The organism is Halomonas sp. C10-5 (assembly GCF_057169305.1).
This window is the reverse complement of record NZ_CP175665.1, coordinates 1900474-1919342: the sequence shown is the minus strand read 5'-3', so window position 1 is coordinate 1919342 and position 18869 is coordinate 1900474. Positions and strand designations below refer to the sequence as shown.

Genomic DNA, 18869 nt, shown 5'->3' with positions numbered 1-18869 from the left:
AAAACCAGAGCCAGCGAGAGAGCGGTGAGCAGATCGGTCACGATCCCCGGAATGACCGGTCACGTTCGTCGGAATACGCAACGCCAAACCACCGCGCCTAACGGCCAGCACGAAAACCTTCCCCAGTCTTTACGGCAGCCAGTGTGCCAAGCTCAACACCGATGCCAGCCATGCCTTTATCAAGGTGCATTGGCAGAATGACTGGATTTGGATGGGATTTGGGCTGAAAGGCACCTGCCGGTTTCGAGGGAAAGGCAAGGCCAAGTCGCCACTGCTGACCACGAATGGGCGACAGTGGCAGCTTTCCTTACCGGAACAGTTCGAGCCACCGAAGCCAGTAAAAGGTGCGCCTGAGCGGGTATTAGCGGTTGATGTAGGGATTAATACGGCGGCCACCTGGGCGGTGGTTGATACTCAAGGCACTGTCCATGCGCGCGGCTTTATCTCGCGCACGGATAAAGACCGGGAGTGTCGACTGATGGCCCGTATTCGCCAGGCCGCCAAAAAGCACACGCGGCACGGAAGCCGGCTGCCGCCCGGCTTCTGCCGCCGCGACCACCAACGGCTAACCCATCTGGCAGACAATCAAGCCCACCAGATCAGTCGGCAGTTGGTGAATCTAGCGCTTGATCATCACTGCCAGGCCATTGCAGTCGAAAACCTGAAGGGCTGGCGACCCAAAGCGGGTAAAAAACGGACACCGATGAAGGCGCGGTTTCACCGCTGGTTTCATCGCCAACTGGTGACACGCCTCGACAGCAAGGCCGTCGAGGTGGGGCTTCGCTATGTGGCGGTATATGCCCGCGGTACGTCCCGCCACGCCTTCGACGGATCAGGGCCAGTAAGGCGCGACAGAGATAACTACAGCCAGTGTACGTTTAGTTCCGGCAAGCGCTACCACGCCGATCTGAACGCGGCCTATAACATCGCCGCCCGAGGCCATGTTTACTACCAGGGGTGTCGCCGCAAGGCAGCGCCCCGTGCCGGCTCGCAGAAGTCGACCGGCACACCGCGAACTCCGGTATCGCTCTCCTCGCTCTGGCAACAGAGTGCGTGAGAGGGGTAAGAATCCGCGATTCTATTCTTCGAATGAATCGTCGGAGGGTTCAATAATAAAGGATTCGATATGAGTGGCCGATCAAAATTAATAGTGTGAGCAGATCTGTCACTGCCGAGTGGGCGATGAACCTCGTTGCAGAGCCGGTCAAACGTGTGCTCGTCAACTGAGCGTTTCCTCCTCAAACGCCACGACCTGCCGCTCGACGCTGGAAAATTCCACCCCGATCAGATGGATGGGCTTGCCGGAGGTGAGGTACTTGTCAGCATAGCCCTTGGCCTTGATCTGCTCCAGCGCCTTACCCTCGGGCAGTTGCTCTACCACCTTGAACTCGAACAGGTAGAGGTGCCCGAAAGCGTCGACAGTCATGTCCACGCGGCCATGGTGGCTGGCGTCCTCCACCGTGATGGCAAGCCCCAATGCGGCGAAGTGGCTGTAGAAGACGCTGGCGTAGTGTCCCTCGTAGCGAGCGATCGGGTTGTTTCGGTACCAGTCATGAGGCAGGCCGGCGAAGAGCGCCTTGAGATGGGTCTCCAGGCCTGGTAGATCGGCGGTTTTCAGTAGGCGAGGCAGTCGAACCATCAGCTCATCGAGGTGGTCGTTGTTGATGCCTAGTACCGGCAACAACGCCTCGTTCAGGCTGGCTTCTACCTCCTGGTTGGGAAACCCCAGTGCATAGATCGGGCGGTTCGGGATTTCCTCGCGTACGGCCTTGATGGTCAGGTAGCCGGTCTGGAACAGCAGCGCCTCGGTGGCAATATCATCAACGTCGAACCTGCTCAGCAGTGCCGGTCGGCTATGCCAAGCCGTTAGGGCTGGGGTAAAGACACCGCGCTGCTTGAGCACCTCGACCAAGAAGGTCGGCGTCGCGCTCTCGAACCAGTAGGGGCTGAACTTGCGCTCCTGGAACAGCAGCAGCGCATCGAAGGGGTTGTAGACAGAGGCGACGTTCTGGCCGCCCCACCGGTAGCCGTTGTACCAGGCACGGATTTGGTCACGGTCGAGTGCCTGAAGCTCTGGGGCGAAGACGCTGTCGATGTCCTCGTCGGTATAGCCGCAGATCGATGAATAGGGCTCGCTCAGGGTGATGTCACGCAGGTTGTTGAGCCCGGAGAAGAGGCTGACCTTGCTGAATTTGGAGACGCCGGTGAGCAGCACGAAGGCCAGGTGTGGGTCGGCATCCTTGAGCACGCTATAGAGGTTCTTGAGCCCTTCGCGCAGCTCGCGGGCGCGGTCGGGCGCGAGCAGGTTGTCTAGGATTGGTTTGTCGTACTCATCTACCAGGATGACGACACGCTGGCCGTGCTGCCGGTGGACCTTGTGGATCAGCTCGCGAAATCTGCCGGCAATGGAGATGTTGTCGAAGGTCACGGAATGGCGTGTGGCTTCGGCCTGCAGCAGTTCGTTGATGTGCTGGTCCAGTGCCTCACGGTCACTGATAACGCCATCGGCGAAGCTCAGGCGGATGACGGGGTGTTGAGCTCGCCAATCCCATTTGTCGTGAATATATAGTCCGTTAAACAGGGCTTCGCGGCCTTCGAAGAGGCAGCGCAGTGTGTCCACCAGCAGGCTCTTACCGAAGCGCCGCGGCCGCGAGAGGAAGTAATACTTGCCCTCTTGCACCAGGCGGTGGATGTGCGGGGTCTTGTCGACATAGTAGTAGCCACCCTCGATGATGTCTGCGAAGGTCTGAATGCCGATGGGCAGCTTCTTGCGGGTTCGGGTCAAGGCAACCTCCGGTTGGGGCGCTCGTCGTCAACAATAGCAGAGTTATGTGAGCCGCTTCTTGATGCTGTCCATCCAGCCAAGAGCGCCCGGGGTAGCCTGGAAGAGGTCGCGCATTTCCTGGCGGTAATACCATGCCTGGTCGGGGCCGCCGATCGTCATGCCCTGGGGGTTGAGCTTTGGCTGCTTGCACTTGTTGGCGACCAGGAAGTTGAGCACCTTGGGGAGCGCCCGATAGGCCTGGGAAAGGGCCTTTTCGGCATCATGCAGGCGGTTGAGCCGCACCAGAGCCAGCACCCTGCCATAACGGGTCTCTGCCAGCATATCGTCCGAAAATCGCTCACAGATGACCAGGGCCTGCTCATCCTGTCCCGCGCGGAGCAGGCCGTTGACCAGTGGGGCGCGCACGCCCAGGTTGTCGTTTGGGCAGAGATCCAGCAGCCTTGAGAGGCCGCGAATGGCGGCGCTATGGTTCTCCTGCTCGACGGCGTGCTGCATCATCAGCCTGAGCAGGGGGCGATGTTCCAGCCAGGCCCAGGGCAGCTGGCCGTCCTCGGGCAGCGCGTCCAGCACATGGGCAATCAATCGCTCCTGCTGCCGCTGCAGCGCCTTGTTGAACTGCTCGTGAGCGGTACTGAAGGCAATGCCGGCAAAGGCGTCGAGCTGTTGCAGGAAGTCGAGACTTTGCAGCAGCGCCGGGTATTGTCGGATGAGGTCGGGATTCAGCGGATCCTGACTGTCATCAGCCTGGTAGTAGGCCGCCTGGGCCTGCTCGACCTGGGAAGGCAGGATCAGCCCCCACTGGGTGTCATCGCCATCAGGCCCGGGTGGGCCCGGCTCGAAACTGACCGGGTAGAGGGGCTGGCGGAGTGCGGCCTTCAGCAGGCCGGCAATCGGCTTCAGGAGCTCATCCGGCGCGCCGAACATGGCCATGAGGCGGTCGTCTTCCTCGGCGTCCGTTGACAACGCTTCGGGCTCATCTGCGTCATCGGGGATGACGTCTGGCAGGGTGGCCAGGCTAGCCTGCTCTTCGAAGAAGTCGATGGCGTCCGCGAGACCCAGCTCACGGGCAACCGGCAGCCACTCCTGAGCGGTTCGCTGGGCATCTGTATCGGCGCCGATGTCACGCAGGCAAGCCACCCTGAAGAGACCGTTGGACAGGTTGTCGGGGTCCAGCTTCTCGGCTTGGTGGAGGTGTAGTAGGGCTTCGGCGGGGCGTCCATCCACCAGGGCCTGTCCGGTCAGCCAGTGAAGCGCCTCGGCGGCAGCCGCCGGCTTCAGGCTGGGGAGCAGATCGCTCAGGGCCTTCTCGCCGGCCGAGTGATGGCCGAGGGCATTATAGGCGTCGCCTAGCAGGTGGACGGCCTGGGCCTGCAGGTCGGGATTCAGGCCTCCCTGCTTGAGCAGTTGCAACAGTTGGGTGCGCGCCTTGCCGGGGTGGCTGGCCTCCAGTTCCCGCTCGGCGAGTATCAGCCGCAGCGTAGGCGGCGCCTTGCTGGCGGCCTCCTTGCGCTGCTTGGCGGTGAAGAGTGACGCGGCGATCTGCAACACCGGCAACTCGTCGTCGAGGTCTAGAAGGTTTTCACGCTGTAGCGGCTGGCAGCAGCGCTTGAACTTTTTGCCCGAGCCGCAGGGGCAGGGATCGTTGCGCTTCGACTGGGGTAGCGGATCCGGTCGGAAGCCTCGCGAGGGGAGCGGAGCGTTGTCCCATAGGCTGCGTGCAATCGACCAGTAGGGCATCTGCGAATCGAACCATTCGGTAACACCGCTACGTCGGGCGATCTCATCAAGCGCTGCGAAGTAGGCGTCGGCACTCTCGTACTGAAGGATGTGCCGTAATGACGCCTCCAGGAAGGCGTTGATGCTGCTTTCGAGCTCTGCAGGAATCTCGGGATGATCGGCTTCCACCATGGGTAACTCGCCTAGTTTATCCAGTTCAGTTCGTGTTCAGCGGTCGGCCTCATAGGTGGCTGTGTGCTGAGAGGCCACCAGCAGTTCATTGACGCCGGCGGGCTTCATGCTCTTGCCCTCGCCGTGTGCCTTGCCTACAGGGCGGCTCGCCAGCTGCTGCGCATGGTCGATAAGCGCCAAATCTGCCGCAGTGGGTCGGTAGCACCCGTGTCTTGGCACATAGGATACCTGCAAGGGGCCGGTAAGCCGACCTCCTGATTGACCGGAGCCGCCACTACGCCCCCCAATCAAGCCCCCTGCGCTCGATCACCGCCGGCATCCACCAGGCGAGCTCCATCGCCGTGGCCGAGGCGGCCAAGGTAATATGGTGAAAGCCATCGTGCCCACCGGCAAGAAGGCCGGCATCCATACGGGCCGTGTCGCTGTTCGGAAAACAGGCCGCTTCAACATTCAGACCGAGTAGGGAGCGGTGCAAGGCATCTCGCACAAGCACTGCTTGCTGATCCAACGCGGTGATGGCTACGGCTACCACCTCACCTCATCCATTCAACCCAAGGAAGGAGCGGGGCAGGTGGTGGCGTAACAGGTCGCCCTGCGGGCGACGCGCTATCCCTCCCGGTACTGAAAGTACCGGGTATCCCGCGCAAAATCTGATGATGTTGCGGACCTGCTCCGTTCGGTTTTGCAACAGGGACGTTACAAAAAAGTGAATGGTGCCAGCAGGCGTGCGACAACAAGCGCACGATGCTGGCCTTCCGCAAGGAGGTGGATGGCCTGTTGACGGGGCCGAGCTGCGTGCACTGCGCGACCGCCTGGGCATCTCCCAGGCTCAGGCTGCACGGTTGTTCGGCGGCGGTCCGGTTGCCTTCTCCACGTATGAGAACGATGATTTGGCTCAGTCCGAGGCTATGGACCGCCTGATTCGACTGGCGGCGGATGTGCCGTAGGCATTGCGCTGGCTGACACAAGTAGCTATTGAATAAGAGGATGCTGATATAATCGGCAGTGGATCTGACCGAGGCGGAGGGCTATTGGGCGCCACCCTTCGACTTTGAAAGAGTGAAGTTGGTGGCCGATATTGCCGTTGGTTTCGCCAAAGACCAGCAGGACGATCCCAGGCAGTTCATGGTCGAAATGACGGTGGCGATCCCCAACGATCCAGAAGATGGCAAGCGGGCCCCTTATACCTTGCATATCCAGGCCCAGGCATGGATTGAAGCCGCCGATGGCATTCCCAAGGAGCTGATCATGTCCCCCTCGCACAATCCGTCGGAGGATGGCGGCATCAAGCCCACCACCGACAATGGCAGGATCGCCCTGCGCCCCAGTGGCACAGAACTCCTCTACAAACGCTACGCCGAAAGCTTCCGCGACACGGAGCACCTTCAGGCGCTAATAGACGACGCCCAGGCGGCGCTGCGGCAAGTGGCTGGGGAGGGGAGCGAGAGTGCTGCCCCCTGAGAGCCCCCTCCAGACTGACCGAAAGGCCGTCGCCTCCCAGTCCCGCTATTTGAGGTGGCAGACCGCTGCCAGCCTGCCGCTGGTGGCGTTAATGCCACTGCTCCTCCCTGATGGCGGTACCTGGGCCCTGGGAGTGCTCTTCCTCCTGGGACTGGCGTTGGCGCTCCGTGCCGTGGTTGCCTCATCGCCACTGCCCTGGCGGCTACCGCTGCTTTTGGCGGGTATGGCACTGCTCTGGTGGGGCACTGCCCTGCTGCAGGGTGAGGGGAGAGAGGCGCTGCCCTTCGTTGCCGTACTGCTGATGGCCAGCGTGGCCAGCTGGGTTCGCCCGCTCGTGGTGCCGTGCCAGTCAGCCTGGTGGTGGGGTATCGGGCTCACCGGACTCGGCACTGCCGGCTGGGCGCTCTGGCAACATGGAATACAGGGCGTGTCTAGGGCCGATGGCCATGCGCCCCTGCATGCGATTCTCTACGGAAACCTGTCGCTACTGGCGGGGCTATGCTGCCTGGTGGGACTGGTGTGGGCCGCTTCGCAGCCACATCACCGGTGCTGGCTCGCCTGGTTGGTGGCCGGTGCTCTGGGTGGCCTGTTGGCGTCGCTGCTCTCCGGCAGTCGTGGCGGCTGGATCTCCTTGCCGGTGGTTGCCTGGCTCCTCTATCGCCTGTGGTGGTGTCATTGGTCTGTGTGCCGCCGCTGGGTGGTGGGCATGCTCGCACTGGGTCTCCTTGCTCTGCCTGTGCTGCTGCCCCAGACCGGCGTGCAGAGCCGAGTTGCGGCTGCCGTTTCAGAAGTGCAGGACACCCTGGCGGGAGATGCCCGTGGCTCGATCGGCACCCGCGTGGAGATCTATAAGGGCAGCCTGACGTTGATCGCCGAGCGCCCGCTGCTGGGACACGGCCTGGCAGGCTTTCGGGAAGACATGCGCGAGCAGGTGGAGCAGGGCGCGCTGATACCCGTGGTGGCCCGTCACTGGCATGCCCACAACGACCTGCTGGAGGCCTGGGTGAAACGCGGCCTGCCCGGATTGCTGATCGTCATGGGGCTCTACCTGATCCCGCTGTGGGCGGTACTGGGCGCCTGGCCTGGGCTACCGGCGTCACGCCGCAGCCTGGCAATGGCGGGATTGCTGCTCCCGGTCATGTTCTTCGACTTCGGGCTCAGCTATGCCTTCTTCGCCTACCCCCAGGCTCTCGCCGGCTACTTGGCCTGGGCGGTGGTGCTGATGCCCTCGGTCAGCGCGTCAAGACAGCCTGGAAGCTATGGTGTGGCAAATTGAGCTGTGGTTGCAGGTCGCGGCACGGCGTTCGCGCTACACTCTAATCAGCAAAAAACTGTATGTCTGAACATGTATAAGGGCTGTGATGGGACAGGCGCTGATCAATGCCGAAATGTTGAGCTGGGCCCGGGAGCGGGCAGGGCTTAGCACCTCTGTGCTTGCCGAAAAACTCAAGCAGTCTGAGGACAAGGTCTCAGCCTGGGAGGCCGGTGAGGACCGACCGACCTTCCGTCAGGCGCAGCAGTTTGCTCAGCAAGTTCACGTCCCTTTCGGCTACCTGTTCCTGCGCGAGCCCCCCGAGGATGATCTACCCATTCCTGATCTCCGCACGGTAGGCGACCATGCCCCGCGCGAAATCAGCGTGGACCTGAAGGATGTAATGCGTGATGTGCTGCGCCGGCAAATCTGGTATCGCGACTATCAGGTCGCGATGGATGATAGTGCTGCAGCGGTTGTGGGGCGTGCCCGGAGCAGCATGACAGCCGATGCGATCGTGACTGACATGCGGGAGTGGCTGGAGGTGCCGCCTCATCCGGAGAGAGGCCGCTGGGACGACTACTTCCGCGACCTGGTTCAGCGCATCGAGCGGCTGGGCATTCTTGTCATGCGCAGTGGTATTGTGGGCAACAATACGCGCCGTGTGTTGAGTGTTGACGAGTTTCGCGGCTTCGCCATCGCCGACGCCGTCGCACCGGTGATCTTCATCAATACTGCGGACGTGCCTGAAGCTCGACTGTTCACGCTTGTGCATGAGCTGGCTCATATCTGGTTAGGGGAGTCCGGGATTTCCGATGGAGATCCAGCCAACCGCAGACGCATCGAGACACTGTGCAACGCGGTCGCGGCAGAATTTCTGGTGCCAGAGCAGGAGTTTTTGCCGCTGTGGCAGGAGGTAGAGGATTGGAAAGCCAACCTGGCTCCCTTGGCCGCGCATTTTCATGTGAGCCAGTGGGTGATTGCTCGCCGGGCCCGGGAGCTCGAACTGATTGGTGATCAGGACTACCGTCGATATGTGGTCAATCGGCTGGAAGCTCACCGCAATAGGGAAGAGGGTGGGGGAGGGAGTTTTTCTCGGGTGGTGCCTGGTCGTGTCAGTAAACGCCTGGCACAGGCGGTCGCCAGTGAGGCGCTCAGCGGGCGGTTATTGTTGAGAGATGCCTACCAACTGATTGGCGTGAGACCACATAGGCTCAAGACATTTGCCCGCAAGGAGCTCGGCCTGGATGTTGCACTGGGCCGGCCAGACGCTCCCAGATCTCAGGCTCGGTGAGGACGATGGCGTTCCGAGCTTGAGATTAGCTATTTCTTGATCAATTTTCTGCGCTCAGGACGCACTGCCCCAACCCCCATGTCTTTTCTGTGCTGGGGACAGCACGCCGCGGCGCTATCCTGGCACCAGCTTGCTGGCCAGCTTCAGGAAGAGGTCCTGCTCCGGGTACTGGCTGCTCAACATCAGCCGAATCGTGCGCGTGTTGCGGGTGATGACAGCGCCGATCTTCAGCAGCTTCAGGCGGAGGGTGTTGACCTGGGCCTGGGCGAAGGCAGTGCGCTTGAGGTAGATCCGGCGTAGTCGCTCCAGCAGCAGGTAGGCCAACCCCGACAGCAGCAGTCGGTACTGGTTGGGCCACCATTCGTGGCAGCTGGTGCGGTCGGAGAACAGGAACTGCTGCTCCTTGATACGGTTCTCCATCTTGCCCTGGGCACAGTAGCGGTGGTCATAGAGCCACTCGGCGCTGCAGCCGCGCAGGCTGGTGACCACATAGCGGGTGTTGAAGCCACGCCGGCTGGTCTCGGACTTGACGATGACCTTTCGTCGACGCTCCTTCCAGCTCTTGGCAGCGTACTCGATGAAGCCGAAGACACGCTCCTTCTCCCAGCTCTTCTCGAAGCGGATGGCCGACGCGTAGTCGATGTTCAGAGCCAGCTTGGCCAAGCGCTTATTGCCGGCGAGGCCGATGATGTAATCGACGCCGTGGCGGTCACACCAGTTGAGGATCAGCGGACGGCAGAAGCCGCTGTCGCCGCGGAACACGATCTTCACCTCAGGCCACGCCTGGCGCAGCCGCCGGACCAACAGGGCGAGGATGGCACCGGCGTGGTGAGCGGCATCCAGCGAGGCCGGACGCAGATAGCTGACCAGCAGCTGGTCGCCCCAGAACACGAACAGCGGCAGGAAGATGTAGTGGTTGTAGTAGCCATTGAAGTGCCGCCCGAGCTGCTGGCCATGCACCCGATCGTCGGTGGCATCGAAGTCGAGGTAGAGCGGTTTCTTGGGTGGCCGCCGGAACGAGCGAATGAACTGCTCGATCATCTCCTCGTGGATGGTGATCGCCCAGTCCCGGTCGGCTTGCTGCTCGAAGCGGCACAAGGTGGACTGACTGGCCAGCACGCCATCGGTATCGACGGCGGTCTGCAGGGCGATATCGTGACGCAGGGCCTGATGGTCATTGAGATCCTCATAGCCCAGCGCCAGGCCGAACACGCGCTGGCGGACCAGGGTTTCGGTGCGATGCAGGCAGCGCTGAGCGTCGCGCTCGTCGCTGAGCCGGCGAGCGACGGCGCGGGTCAGGCCCATCTCGCGATCGAGCTGCCTCAGCAGCAGGATACCGCCGTCGGAAGTGACATCACCGCCATCGAAACGGGCGATGACCTGACGGCCTTTGCAGCGTGGAAAGGAAGCGGACGGCGTGGTACATTTTGTCATGACGGCTGTAGCGGTTGATTCTGGTGTAGGAGCTTGAATCATAACCGATTTTCAGCCGCTTCTTTCATGTCTGATGCAATATCCAGGATAGCCGATGATCATGCGCCACCTCCCCGTGTGGCCATGTCATCCTCAAGACCCAACGCCTCCCAGTCATCGATGCCCACCGGCTCTAACGGCTCTTGGTACCCCTGCACCGAGCCTTTCAGGCGCTCCACCGGGCTAGCCGGGGGAGTTCCATCAGCACAATGGGGCGGCTCTCCGTCTTGTCGTGACATCTCGACACTTTGTAGAAAACAAACCTTCGTTTTCTTTACAGAAAGGTCGCATATAGGAGCCACACCAGAATAGGGTGTCGCACCGGAGACCTATTGATTGCTTTCCCTGCCATTGACGAGGCAATGCGATTGCATTACCTTAAGTGCATTGCTGTTGCATTGCTGTTGCATTGCCATTGAGCGGAGGCCAATCATGAACACGGCCATTGAGGATGACTCCACCCTGACGGATCGCTACCAGACGACCATTCCGGCATCTGTTCGTCGTGCGCTGAAGCTGAAGCGCCGCGATCGGATTCACTACATGATTCGCCCCAATGGGGAAGTGGTGCTCACTCGCGCCCGCGATGAGTCCAGTCAAGACCCCGTGATGGCTAGCTTCCTGGCCTTCCTTGAGCGCGATCTGCAGGAGCACCCGGAAAATATTCGTTCTGTCACTGCCAGCACCTTTACCGAGGCCGAACGCCTGACGGCGGGCATTGAGGTAGACCTCGATGAGGAACTGCCAGAAGACGACGACGACACATGAGTCCTCTGGAGATAAACGGATGGACGATCTACGCACATCCGCTATTCCTGGAGCAGGTCGATGCGCTCACCAGTAAGGTGAAGCGACTCCAGGAAAAGGATCCACTCGGATATCGCAGCAAACCGGCCACCAAGCGTCTGGCGGCGATTGTGAAGCTGGCCAAGAGCGACATTCCACAGGACCCAGCAGGCCCTCAGTATCGCCAAGGAAACACCCTTGGGGCTGAGCACACCCATTGGTGCCGGGCAAAGTTCTACCAGCAGTACCGGCTGTTCTTTCGCTACGACCTTGCGAGCAAGATCCTCATCTACGCCTGGGTCAACGACGAATCCACCAAGCGCGCCTATGACAGCAAACAGGACGCTTACGTTGTATTCCGCAAGATGCTCAACAACGGTAACCCACCGGATAGCTGGAATGACTTGTGGAGAGCGGCCATCAATGATGGTGAACGCATCAAAGCGCTTCTGGGGGCAGAGGATGATGAGCCTTAATTTCGACATGCTGGGGTCGGCACCTCGTTATCCGTCCCCCAATTAGCCGGCCACATCCTCAGCCTCAGCGGTCGCGTGCAAGCCGGTTACCGGGTAGTCCCCCAATCTCTTAGCGTGTCCTGCCTGAAGGTCTCTCGCTTTCCCTCATGCTGACCCGGCCGCCATGGCTGTCGATGCTCAGCCATCATGTAAAACAATCCTAAGGGTTTTACCCAAAGCGGATGGCTCTTTTGGTTCAGGTTCTGGGTCTAATGCATTGAATTTCGGAAGAATATATGCCGCTACCGTCGTTTCAGGCCGGCCTCATGAATTAACGGGGATTGGGCAGGGTTGCGGGAGGTATGGCGTTTCGGTCCAATACTGGCCTCGCTTTCATGCTTTGAGGAGTCCCCTGTGGCTGAAGCTCATCTCGACGATGCTGCCCCGACGCTCTACCACACCCTGGAGGATATCCAGTGGCAGCGTAGCTTCGACGCGCGCTCGCTGACCCGTGGGCGCGGCTACGCGCGGCAGGACCGGGTGCGTCGGGGAATCCGTCTCGAACATGAGGGAGAGATGCTGGTCTTGCGGGCGCAGGTGGACGGAAGCGGGCGCAGTCGCTATCTCACGAGTCTGGCTGTAGACCCTGACAACCACTCTATGGGCGTGGTCAGCGACTGCAGTTGCCCGGTGGGGCGTCAGTGCAAACATGCGGTGGCGGTGATCCAGAGCTTCATCGACGACATGGAGGCCGACGGCATTCCGCCCCGGAATGACTCGGCGCTACTCGAGCAGCGCTGGGAGTCGTGGCTTGCCGAGCTCCAAACGCCGCTTGGTGGCAAGCGCTACGTCGAGGAGCTGGAAGACGACTATCGCCTGGCGTTGTTTCTGGATATCGACTCGAACCCTCGTGACCCTGTGCTTCAGGTGTCACCGGTCTGGGTGCGGCCAACCAAGCAACGCTCGCGTGGCAACGGCTGGGTCAAGCCACGCCCTATCATGCTGCGAAGTGACGGTAGCCTGACGCCCAGGCCCCCTCAAGGGCTGGTGTCGGCACAGAAAGAGGGGTTGGAGATGCTGATGCTTGGCGAGCAGCGCCGCCAGTTCTCCAGCGTCGGATATGAGCAGTTGTGGAGCCGGGTTACCCACGGCTTCCAGGCGCGGGCCCTGTGGTCGCTGCTGGAGAGCGACACGCCGCCGCTGCTGTTCCATCCCAAACAGACCGGCACAATGCTTGACCCGGGCCAGGCCTGTCGGCTGACCCTGGCCTGGGAGCCTGATGCCGACGGCAACCAGCACCTCTACGCAGATGCCGAGCCCACTGATGTCATCTCCCATGAAGCCGCGATCGTGCGTGCTGGCAGTGAACTCTGTTATCTCGACGAGAAAAATGGTCTTTTCGGGCGCCTGGAGGGTGATCCAAATCTGCTGATGCGCCTGCGCCGCGTGCCCCCACTGCCTCCGGAGATGAGCGGCTGGCTCACCGAGCGTCTGCATCAGGTGCCTGGCCTGGCGGAGCGCCTTCCGGTACCCCAGGAAGTCGAGGAGCGCACTTTGGAGGGTGTGGCGCCCCGCCTCAAGGTCACCATGCAAGTGGCCACCGGACAGCTGGGCTATCGAGATGGCGCCATGGTGCCGCGCTGGATCGAGGTGGGGGCCGCCATCATAGGTTTCGACTACGACGGTATCGAGGTGCCGCCGGAGGAGGGCGAATCCCACCAGGCCTTCCGTGACGGCCAACGCCTCACTGTGATGCGCGACCGTAAGGCGGAGCTGGCCCTGGTGCGGACCCTGCCGCCCGGTATGGTGACTCTGGAACGCCTACGTCAGATTGAGGCGGTGCCTGAATATCTCGACCTTCCCGAGTGGACACTGCTTCTGCCCGTGGAGGGAACGCCACCGAGGAGCGCCGCTGAGTGGCCGACCCACCTGGCCGGGCCCGACGAGTGGTGGGAGATGATCGCCAGGCTGCGTGAGGCCGGTTGCCTGGTTTACTTCAGCGACGACTTTCCCGAGGAACCGACCTACCTCGAGCCGGATGACTGGTACGGCGAGCTGGAACCGGTAGGCAATGGTTGGTTCGACCTGGCACTCGATATCGAGGTGGAAGGGGAGCGGCTCAATCTGCTGCCGATCCTGCGTCGGTTGTTCAGGGATCCGGACTTCCCACTGGAGCCCGCAGAGGACGAAGCCGAGGGTGCCAGCTGGACGCTTGCTCTGCCGGAGAACCGTCGCCTGGTAATGCCGCTCTCGCGGCTGCGGTCGTTGATGGCGCCGATCCTGGATTGGCTCAGCGACGAGAGTGACCCGGAGGCAGCGCTGCGTTTACCGGTGACCGCCGCCGAGAAGGTCGCGCCGCTTGCCGAGCACGAGCGCTGGGCGGGCCGTGAGGACGTCACCGCCTTGGCCAACCGCCTGCGCGCACTGCCCGCCAGCCTGCCGGCTCCCCACGGCTTTACCGGCGAGCTGCGTGACTACCAGGCCCGCGGCATCGCCTGGATGCGCTTCCTTTCCGAGCTCGGCACCGGCGGCATCCTGGCCGACGACATGGGGCTGGGCAAGACCGTGCAGGTGCTGGCGCATGTCCTCGACGAGCGTGCCCGCGGCGCGCTGACCCGCCCCACCCTGGTGGTGGCACCCACCAGTCTGGTGGGCAACTGGTGTGCCGAAGCCGAGCGTTTTGCTCCTGAGCTCAAGGTGGTGGCCCTGCAGGGCGGCCGTGCCCAGCGTGAGCGGCAGTTCGAAGAGACGCTGCCCGGTGCGGACCTGGCCGTCACGACCTATGCGCTGCTGATCCGTGATCTCGAACGCTTGCGTAACCACGACTTCGGCCTTCTGGTGCTCGACGAAGCCCAGGCGATCAAGAACGCCGCCAGCCAGACTGCCCGCGCGGTGCGCGAGCTCAACGTCGGTCGCGCCGTCGCCATGACCGGCACGCCACTGGAGAATCACCTGGGTGAGCTGTGGGCCCAGCTCGATGCCGTGGCCCCAGGCGCCCTGGGCAGTCAGCAGTGGTTTGGTCAACGTTTCCGCACCCCCATCGAGAAGGAGGGCGATGTCGAGCTACGTCAGCGTCTTTCGCGACGCATTGCCCCGCTGATGCTGCGCCGGACCAAACAGCAGGTGCTCACCGAGCTGCCGGAGATGACCGAGACCCGGCGCGAGGTCACCCTGAATGGCGCCCAGCGTGAGCTCTACGAGAGCCTGCGTTTGGCCCAGCATCAACGGGTCCAGCAGGCAGTGGCCGAGCGTGGCCTGGCTGCCTCCGGCATCGTCATGCTTGATGCGCTGCTCAAGCTGCGCCAGGTATGCTGCGACCCGCGACTGGTCAAGTTGGAGAGCGCGCGCAAGACGAAGCGTTCCGCCAAGCTGGATCAGCTACGTGAGCTGGTCCCGCCGCTGGTGGAGGAGGGGAGGCGTATCCTGATCTTCTCCCAGTTTACCGAAATGCTGGCGCTGATCGGTGAAGCGCTCGAGAAGGACGGCATCCCTTTCACCACGCTGACCGGCGACACTCCTGGAAGGACCCGCACCCAGCGTGTGGCACTGTTCCAGCAGGGCGAGATCCCGGTGTTCCTGATTAGCCTCAAGGCGGGCGGCACGGGGCTCAACCTCACCACCGCGGATACCGTGATCCACTACGACCCCTGGTGGAACCCTGCGGTGGAAGCCCAGGCCACCGGCCGTGCCCACCGCATGGGCCAGCAGAACCCGGTGTTCGTCTACAAGTTGGTGTGTGCCGGCACCGTGGAGGAGCGCATCCTCGACCTACAGGCGCGCAAGTCAGACCTCGCCGCATCGATCCTCGAAGGCGGCGCCGAGCAAAGTAGCGAAGGCGCGCTGTTCGATGAGGAGGACCTGGCGCTTCTCTTCGCCCCGGTGACGTAGTCGTGTTTGTCGAGTGGTGGTGGGGGGGGAGTGCGGCATGTTGGCTCGCTAAGCCCATCTACCATGCTTAAGGCTCGAGTGCGGCCGTATCGAATGCCACGATCTGTCGCTGCTCCCGGGAGAACTCCACCCCGATCAGGTGAATCGGCTTTCCGGCGGCAAGGTACTTGTCGGCATAGCCGCGGGCATGTATTTGATCCAACGCCTTGCCCTCGGGCAGCTGCTCCACCACCTTGAACTCGAACAGGTAGAGTTGGCCGAAGGCTGCTACGGTCATGTCCACTCGGCCGTGGTGGCTGGCGTCTTCCACCGTGATATCGAGCCCCAGGGCGGCAAAGTGGCTGTAGAAGACGCTGGCATAGTGGCCTTCGTACCTGGCGATCGGGTTGTTGCGGTACCAGTCGTGGGGCAAGCCGGCGAAGAGAGCCTTGAGGTGGGTCTCGAGGCTCGCTAGATCGTGGCGCTGCAAGACGTCCATCAGGCCGAGCTGGTGGATCTGGGCCTCACTATGGTCAATCCCGAGCACGGGGAGCAGCAGATCGTTGAGGCTGCTTTCCACCTCCAGGTTGGGGAACCCCAGGGTGTAGAGTCGGTAGCCCTGCATGGGCTCCTGCATGTGCTTGATGGTGATGTAGCCGGTCTGGAACAGCAGCCCCTCGGTGGTGATATCGTCAACATCGAAGCGTCCGAGCAGCTGGGCCTTGGCCTGCAGCCGATCCAACTGAGGGGTGAAGACCCCGCGCTGCCTGAGGATGTCTACGAGAAATGTTGGCGTGGCGCTCTCGAACCAGTAGGGGCCGAACTCACGCTTCTGGAATAGCAGCAGCACATCGAAGGGGTTGTAGACCGAAGTGACGTCAGCATCGCCCCAGCGGTAGCCGTTGTACCAGGTACGGATAGTGTCGCGGTCCAGGCCAGGCAGCTCGGGCGCAAAGACTGTGTCAATGTCGTCATCGGTATATCCGCAAATCGTGCTGAACGGGGCATCCAGAGTGATGTCGTTGAGATTGTTCAGTCCCGAGAAAAGGCTGACCTTGCTGAACTTGGAGACCCCGGTAATCAGCACCAAGTGCAGGTGCGGGTCAGCGTCCTTGATCACGCTATAGAGGTTCTTCAGTCCCTCACGTAGCTCCCGGGCACGCTCGTGCGACAGGATATTGTCGAGGATCGGCTTGTCGTACTCGTCAATCAGCACCACTGCCCGTTGGCCGTGTCGCTGATGGGTGTGGTGGATCAGCTCCCGAAAACGGCCGGCAATGGAAGTGTTACGCAGGGAGACGCCTTGCACCTCAGCCTGGGCGTCGAGCAGTTCATGGATGTGGATATCCAGAGCCTCGCGGCTGGTGAGCACGCCATCGCCAAAGCTCAGCCGAATCACCGGGTGGGTCTGCTGCCAGTCCCAGCGATCGTGAATATACAGCCCCGCGAAGAGCTCTTGGCGCCCTTGGAACAGGCAGTGCAAGGTATCCAGCAGCAGGCTCTTGCCGAAGCGCCGGGGGCGGGAGAGGAAATAGTACTTGTTCTGCTGGACCAGGCGCTCAATCACCGGGGTCTTGTCGACGTAGTAGTAGCCCCCCTCGATGATCTCGGAGAAGGTCTGGATCCCGATGGGCAGGCGTTTCTTCCCGGTGGTGGCCAAGGCATCCTCCTGTGAGCGAGCAGCATGGGGCAGGGCCGTGGGCAGAGGATAGCATGCGGGGCGTCGTGAGTGACGGAGCTAGCCTGGAAGGCGAGCAGGGAGGTGCCTCGCCCGCCGCTGTAACGTCGTGATGGCCGATGAGTGCCGGTCGGGCCCACCGACCGAAAATGTCGCCTCCGTGGTTCTAGAGCGGATCGGGCGCCGTTGTTGTCATGGCGCGCTCTGCGTCTCGATATCGAAAGCCACGATCTGTCGCTGCTCCCGGGAGAACTCCACCCCGATCAGGTGAATCGGTTTGCCGGCGGCGCGGTACTTGTCGGCGTAGCCGCGGGCATGTATCTGATCCAACGCCTTGCCTTCGGGCAGCTGCTCCACCACCTTGAACTCGAACAGGTAGAGGTGGCCGAAGGCGGCTACCGTCATGTCCACTCGGCCGTGGTGGCTGGCGTCTTCCACGGTGATATCGAGCCCCAGGGCGGCAAAGTGGCTATAGAAGACGCTGGCATAGTGTCCTTCGTACTTGGCGATCGGATTATTACGGTACCAGTCGTGGGGCAGGCTGGCGAAGAGAGCCTTGAGATGGGTTTCCAGACCTGACAGGTCGTGCTGCTGCAGTTGCTTGAACAAGCTACGGCGCTGAGTCGGACCATCCTCCACGCCAAGGGAAGGCAATAGCGCGTAATTCAGGCTGGTCTCTACCTCACGGTTAGGAAAGCCGAGCGTATACTGGCGATAGCCCAGCATAGGCTCTTCGACATTTTGGATGGTCAGATAACCGGTCTGAAAGAGCAGGGCGTCGGTACTGATATCATCAACATCGAACTGGCTGAGCAGTTCGTACTCCGTCTCCCACTGCTCCAGCTGAGGCGTAAAGACCCCACGCTGCCTGAGGATGTCTACAAGAAATGTTGGCGTGGCGCTCTCGAACCAGTAGGGGCCAAACTCACGATTCTGGAATAACAGCAACACGTCAAAGGGGTTGTAAACCGAAGTGACGTCAGCACCGCCCCAGCGATAGCCGTTGTACCAGGTGCGGATAGTGTCGCGGTCCAGACCGGGCAATGCTGGGGCGAAGACGCTATCAATGTCATCATCAGTGTATCCGCAGATCGTCGCGTATTCTGACAGCAGAGTGATATCACGCAGGTTGTTCAGTCCCGAGAAGAGGCTGACCTTGCTGAACTTGGAGACCCCGGTAATCAGCACCAAGTGCAAGTGTGGGTCCGCGTCCTTGATCACGCTATAGAGGTTCTTCAGTCCCTCACGCAGCTCCCGGGCACGCTCGTGCGACAGGATATTGTCGAGGATCGGCTTGTCGTACTCGTCAATCAGCACCACTGCCCGTTGGCCGTGTCGCTGATGAGTGTGTTGAATCAATTCCCGAAAACGGCCGGCAATGGAAGTGTTATGCAGGGAGACGCCTTGCGCCTCAGCCTGGGCGTCGAGCAGTTCATGGATGTGGATATCCAGAGCCTCGCGGCTGGTGAGCACGCCATCGCCAAAGCTCAGCCGAATCACCGGGTGGGTCTGCTGCCAGTCCCAGCGATCGTGAATATACAGCCCCGCGAAGAGCTCTTGGCGCCCTTGGAACAGGCAGTGCAAGGTATCCAGCAGCAGGCTCTTGCCGAAGCGCCGGGGGCGGGAGAGGAAATAGTACTTGTTCTGCTGGACCAGGCGCTCGATCACCGGGGTCTTGTCGACGTAGTAGTAGCCCCCCTCGATGATCTCGGAGAAGGTCTGGATCCCGATGGGCAGGCGTTTCTTCCCGGTGGTGGCCAAGGCAGCCTCCTGTGAGCGAGCAGCATGGGGCAGAGTCGTGGGCTGAGGATAGCATGCGGGGCATCGTGAGCGACGGGGCTGGCCTGGAAGGCGAGCAGGGAGGTGCCCCGCCCGGCCGTGTAACGTCGTGATGGCCGATGAGGGCGGTT

General features: G+C 61.7%; 14 protein-coding genes. 8 read left to right on the top strand and 6 right to left on the bottom strand.

The features are described from left to right. The first annotated feature begins 211 nt into the window (after positions 1-211). Positions 212-1057 (top strand): IS200/IS605 family accessory protein TnpB-related protein, encoded by an 846-nt coding sequence (locus ACJ7IV_RS08955; RefSeq protein ID WP_483864088.1) that lies wholly within the window; start codon positions 212-214, stop codon positions 1055-1057. Between the two features lie 162 nt (positions 1058-1219). Here ACJ7IV_RS08955 and ACJ7IV_RS08950 read toward each other — a convergent pair whose 3' ends face one another. From ACJ7IV_RS08950 to ACJ7IV_RS08940, 3 genes are all read right to left on the bottom strand, one after another. Further along, the gene (locus ACJ7IV_RS08950; RefSeq protein WP_483864087.1) at positions 1220-2785 is read right to left on the bottom strand and encodes an ATP-binding protein; all 1566 of its coding nucleotides are present in this window, start codon (positions 2783-2785) and stop codon (positions 1220-1222) included. A 42-nt stretch (positions 2786-2827) separates the two neighbouring features. After that, positions 2828-4693, bottom strand: a complete 1866-nt coding sequence (locus ACJ7IV_RS08945; RefSeq protein ID WP_483864086.1) for an SEC-C metal-binding domain-containing protein — start codon at positions 4691-4693, stop codon at positions 2828-2830. 274 nt (positions 4694-4967) lie between these two features. Next, complete coding sequence (locus tag ACJ7IV_RS08940) at positions 4968-5225, bottom strand: hypothetical protein (RefSeq protein WP_483864085.1); 258 nt, start codon at positions 5223-5225, stop codon at positions 4968-4970. A 178-nt stretch (positions 5226-5403) separates the two neighbouring features. Between ACJ7IV_RS08940 and ACJ7IV_RS08935 the strand changes: the two genes are divergently transcribed. From ACJ7IV_RS08935 to ACJ7IV_RS08920, 4 genes are all read left to right on the top strand, one after another. Beyond that, a complete protein-coding gene (locus tag ACJ7IV_RS08935; RefSeq protein WP_483864084.1) occupies positions 5404-5640 on the top strand; it encodes a type II toxin-antitoxin system MqsA family antitoxin in 237 nt (78 codons plus the stop codon). Positions 5641-5698: 58 nt separating this feature from the next. Continuing rightward, positions 5699-6154, top strand: a complete 456-nt coding sequence (locus ACJ7IV_RS08930) for a hypothetical protein (RefSeq protein ID WP_483864083.1) — start codon at positions 5699-5701, stop codon at positions 6152-6154. A 91-nt stretch (positions 6155-6245) separates the two neighbouring features. Continuing rightward, entirely contained in the window at positions 6246-7430 is a 1185-nt protein-coding gene (locus ACJ7IV_RS08925; RefSeq protein WP_483864082.1) for an O-antigen ligase family protein, read from the top strand. Between the two features lie 85 nt (positions 7431-7515). After that, positions 7516-8700 (top strand): ImmA/IrrE family metallo-endopeptidase, encoded by a 1185-nt coding sequence (locus ACJ7IV_RS08920; RefSeq protein ID WP_483864081.1) that lies wholly within the window; start codon positions 7516-7518, stop codon positions 8698-8700. 114 nt (positions 8701-8814) lie between these two features. Here the strand turns inward: ACJ7IV_RS08920 and ACJ7IV_RS08915 are convergent, their stop codons facing one another. Then, positions 8815-10134, bottom strand: coding sequence for an IS1380 family transposase (locus ACJ7IV_RS08915; RefSeq protein ID WP_483864080.1), 1320 nt, complete (start codon positions 10132-10134; stop codon positions 8815-8817). Between the two features lie 471 nt (positions 10135-10605). On the opposite strand from ACJ7IV_RS08915, the gene ACJ7IV_RS08910 reads away from it, so the two are divergent. The 3 genes from ACJ7IV_RS08910 to ACJ7IV_RS08900 all read left to right on the top strand — a co-directional run bounded on the left by ACJ7IV_RS08910 (position 10606) and on the right by ACJ7IV_RS08900 (position 15302). Then, positions 10606-10941 carry a type II toxin-antitoxin system PrlF family antitoxin gene (locus ACJ7IV_RS08910; RefSeq protein WP_483864079.1) on the top strand — a complete coding sequence of 112 codons (336 nt, stop codon included), beginning with the start codon at positions 10606-10608 and terminating at the stop codon, positions 10939-10941. Further along, positions 10938-11435, top strand: coding sequence for a type II toxin-antitoxin system YhaV family toxin (locus ACJ7IV_RS08905; RefSeq protein WP_483864078.1), 498 nt, complete (start codon positions 10938-10940; stop codon positions 11433-11435). Before ACJ7IV_RS08910 ends, ACJ7IV_RS08905 begins: the two co-directional genes overlap by 4 nt. 393 nt (positions 11436-11828) lie before the next feature. After that, on the top strand, positions 11829-15302 hold the full coding sequence (locus ACJ7IV_RS08900; RefSeq protein WP_483864077.1) for a DEAD/DEAH box helicase: 3474 nt from the start codon (positions 11829-11831) through the stop codon (positions 15300-15302). A 67-nt stretch (positions 15303-15369) separates the two neighbouring features. On the opposite strand, the gene ACJ7IV_RS08895 is transcribed toward ACJ7IV_RS08900, so the two are convergent. Beyond that, a complete protein-coding gene (locus tag ACJ7IV_RS08895) occupies positions 15370-16941 on the bottom strand; it encodes an ATP-binding protein (protein ID WP_483864076.1) in 1572 nt (523 codons plus the stop codon). A 210-nt stretch (positions 16942-17151) separates the two neighbouring features. Then, positions 17152-18720 carry an ATP-binding protein gene (locus ACJ7IV_RS08890; protein ID WP_483864075.1) on the bottom strand — a complete coding sequence of 523 codons (1569 nt, stop codon included), beginning with the start codon at positions 18718-18720 and terminating at the stop codon, positions 17152-17154. Positions 18721-18869: the final 149 nt, after the last annotated feature.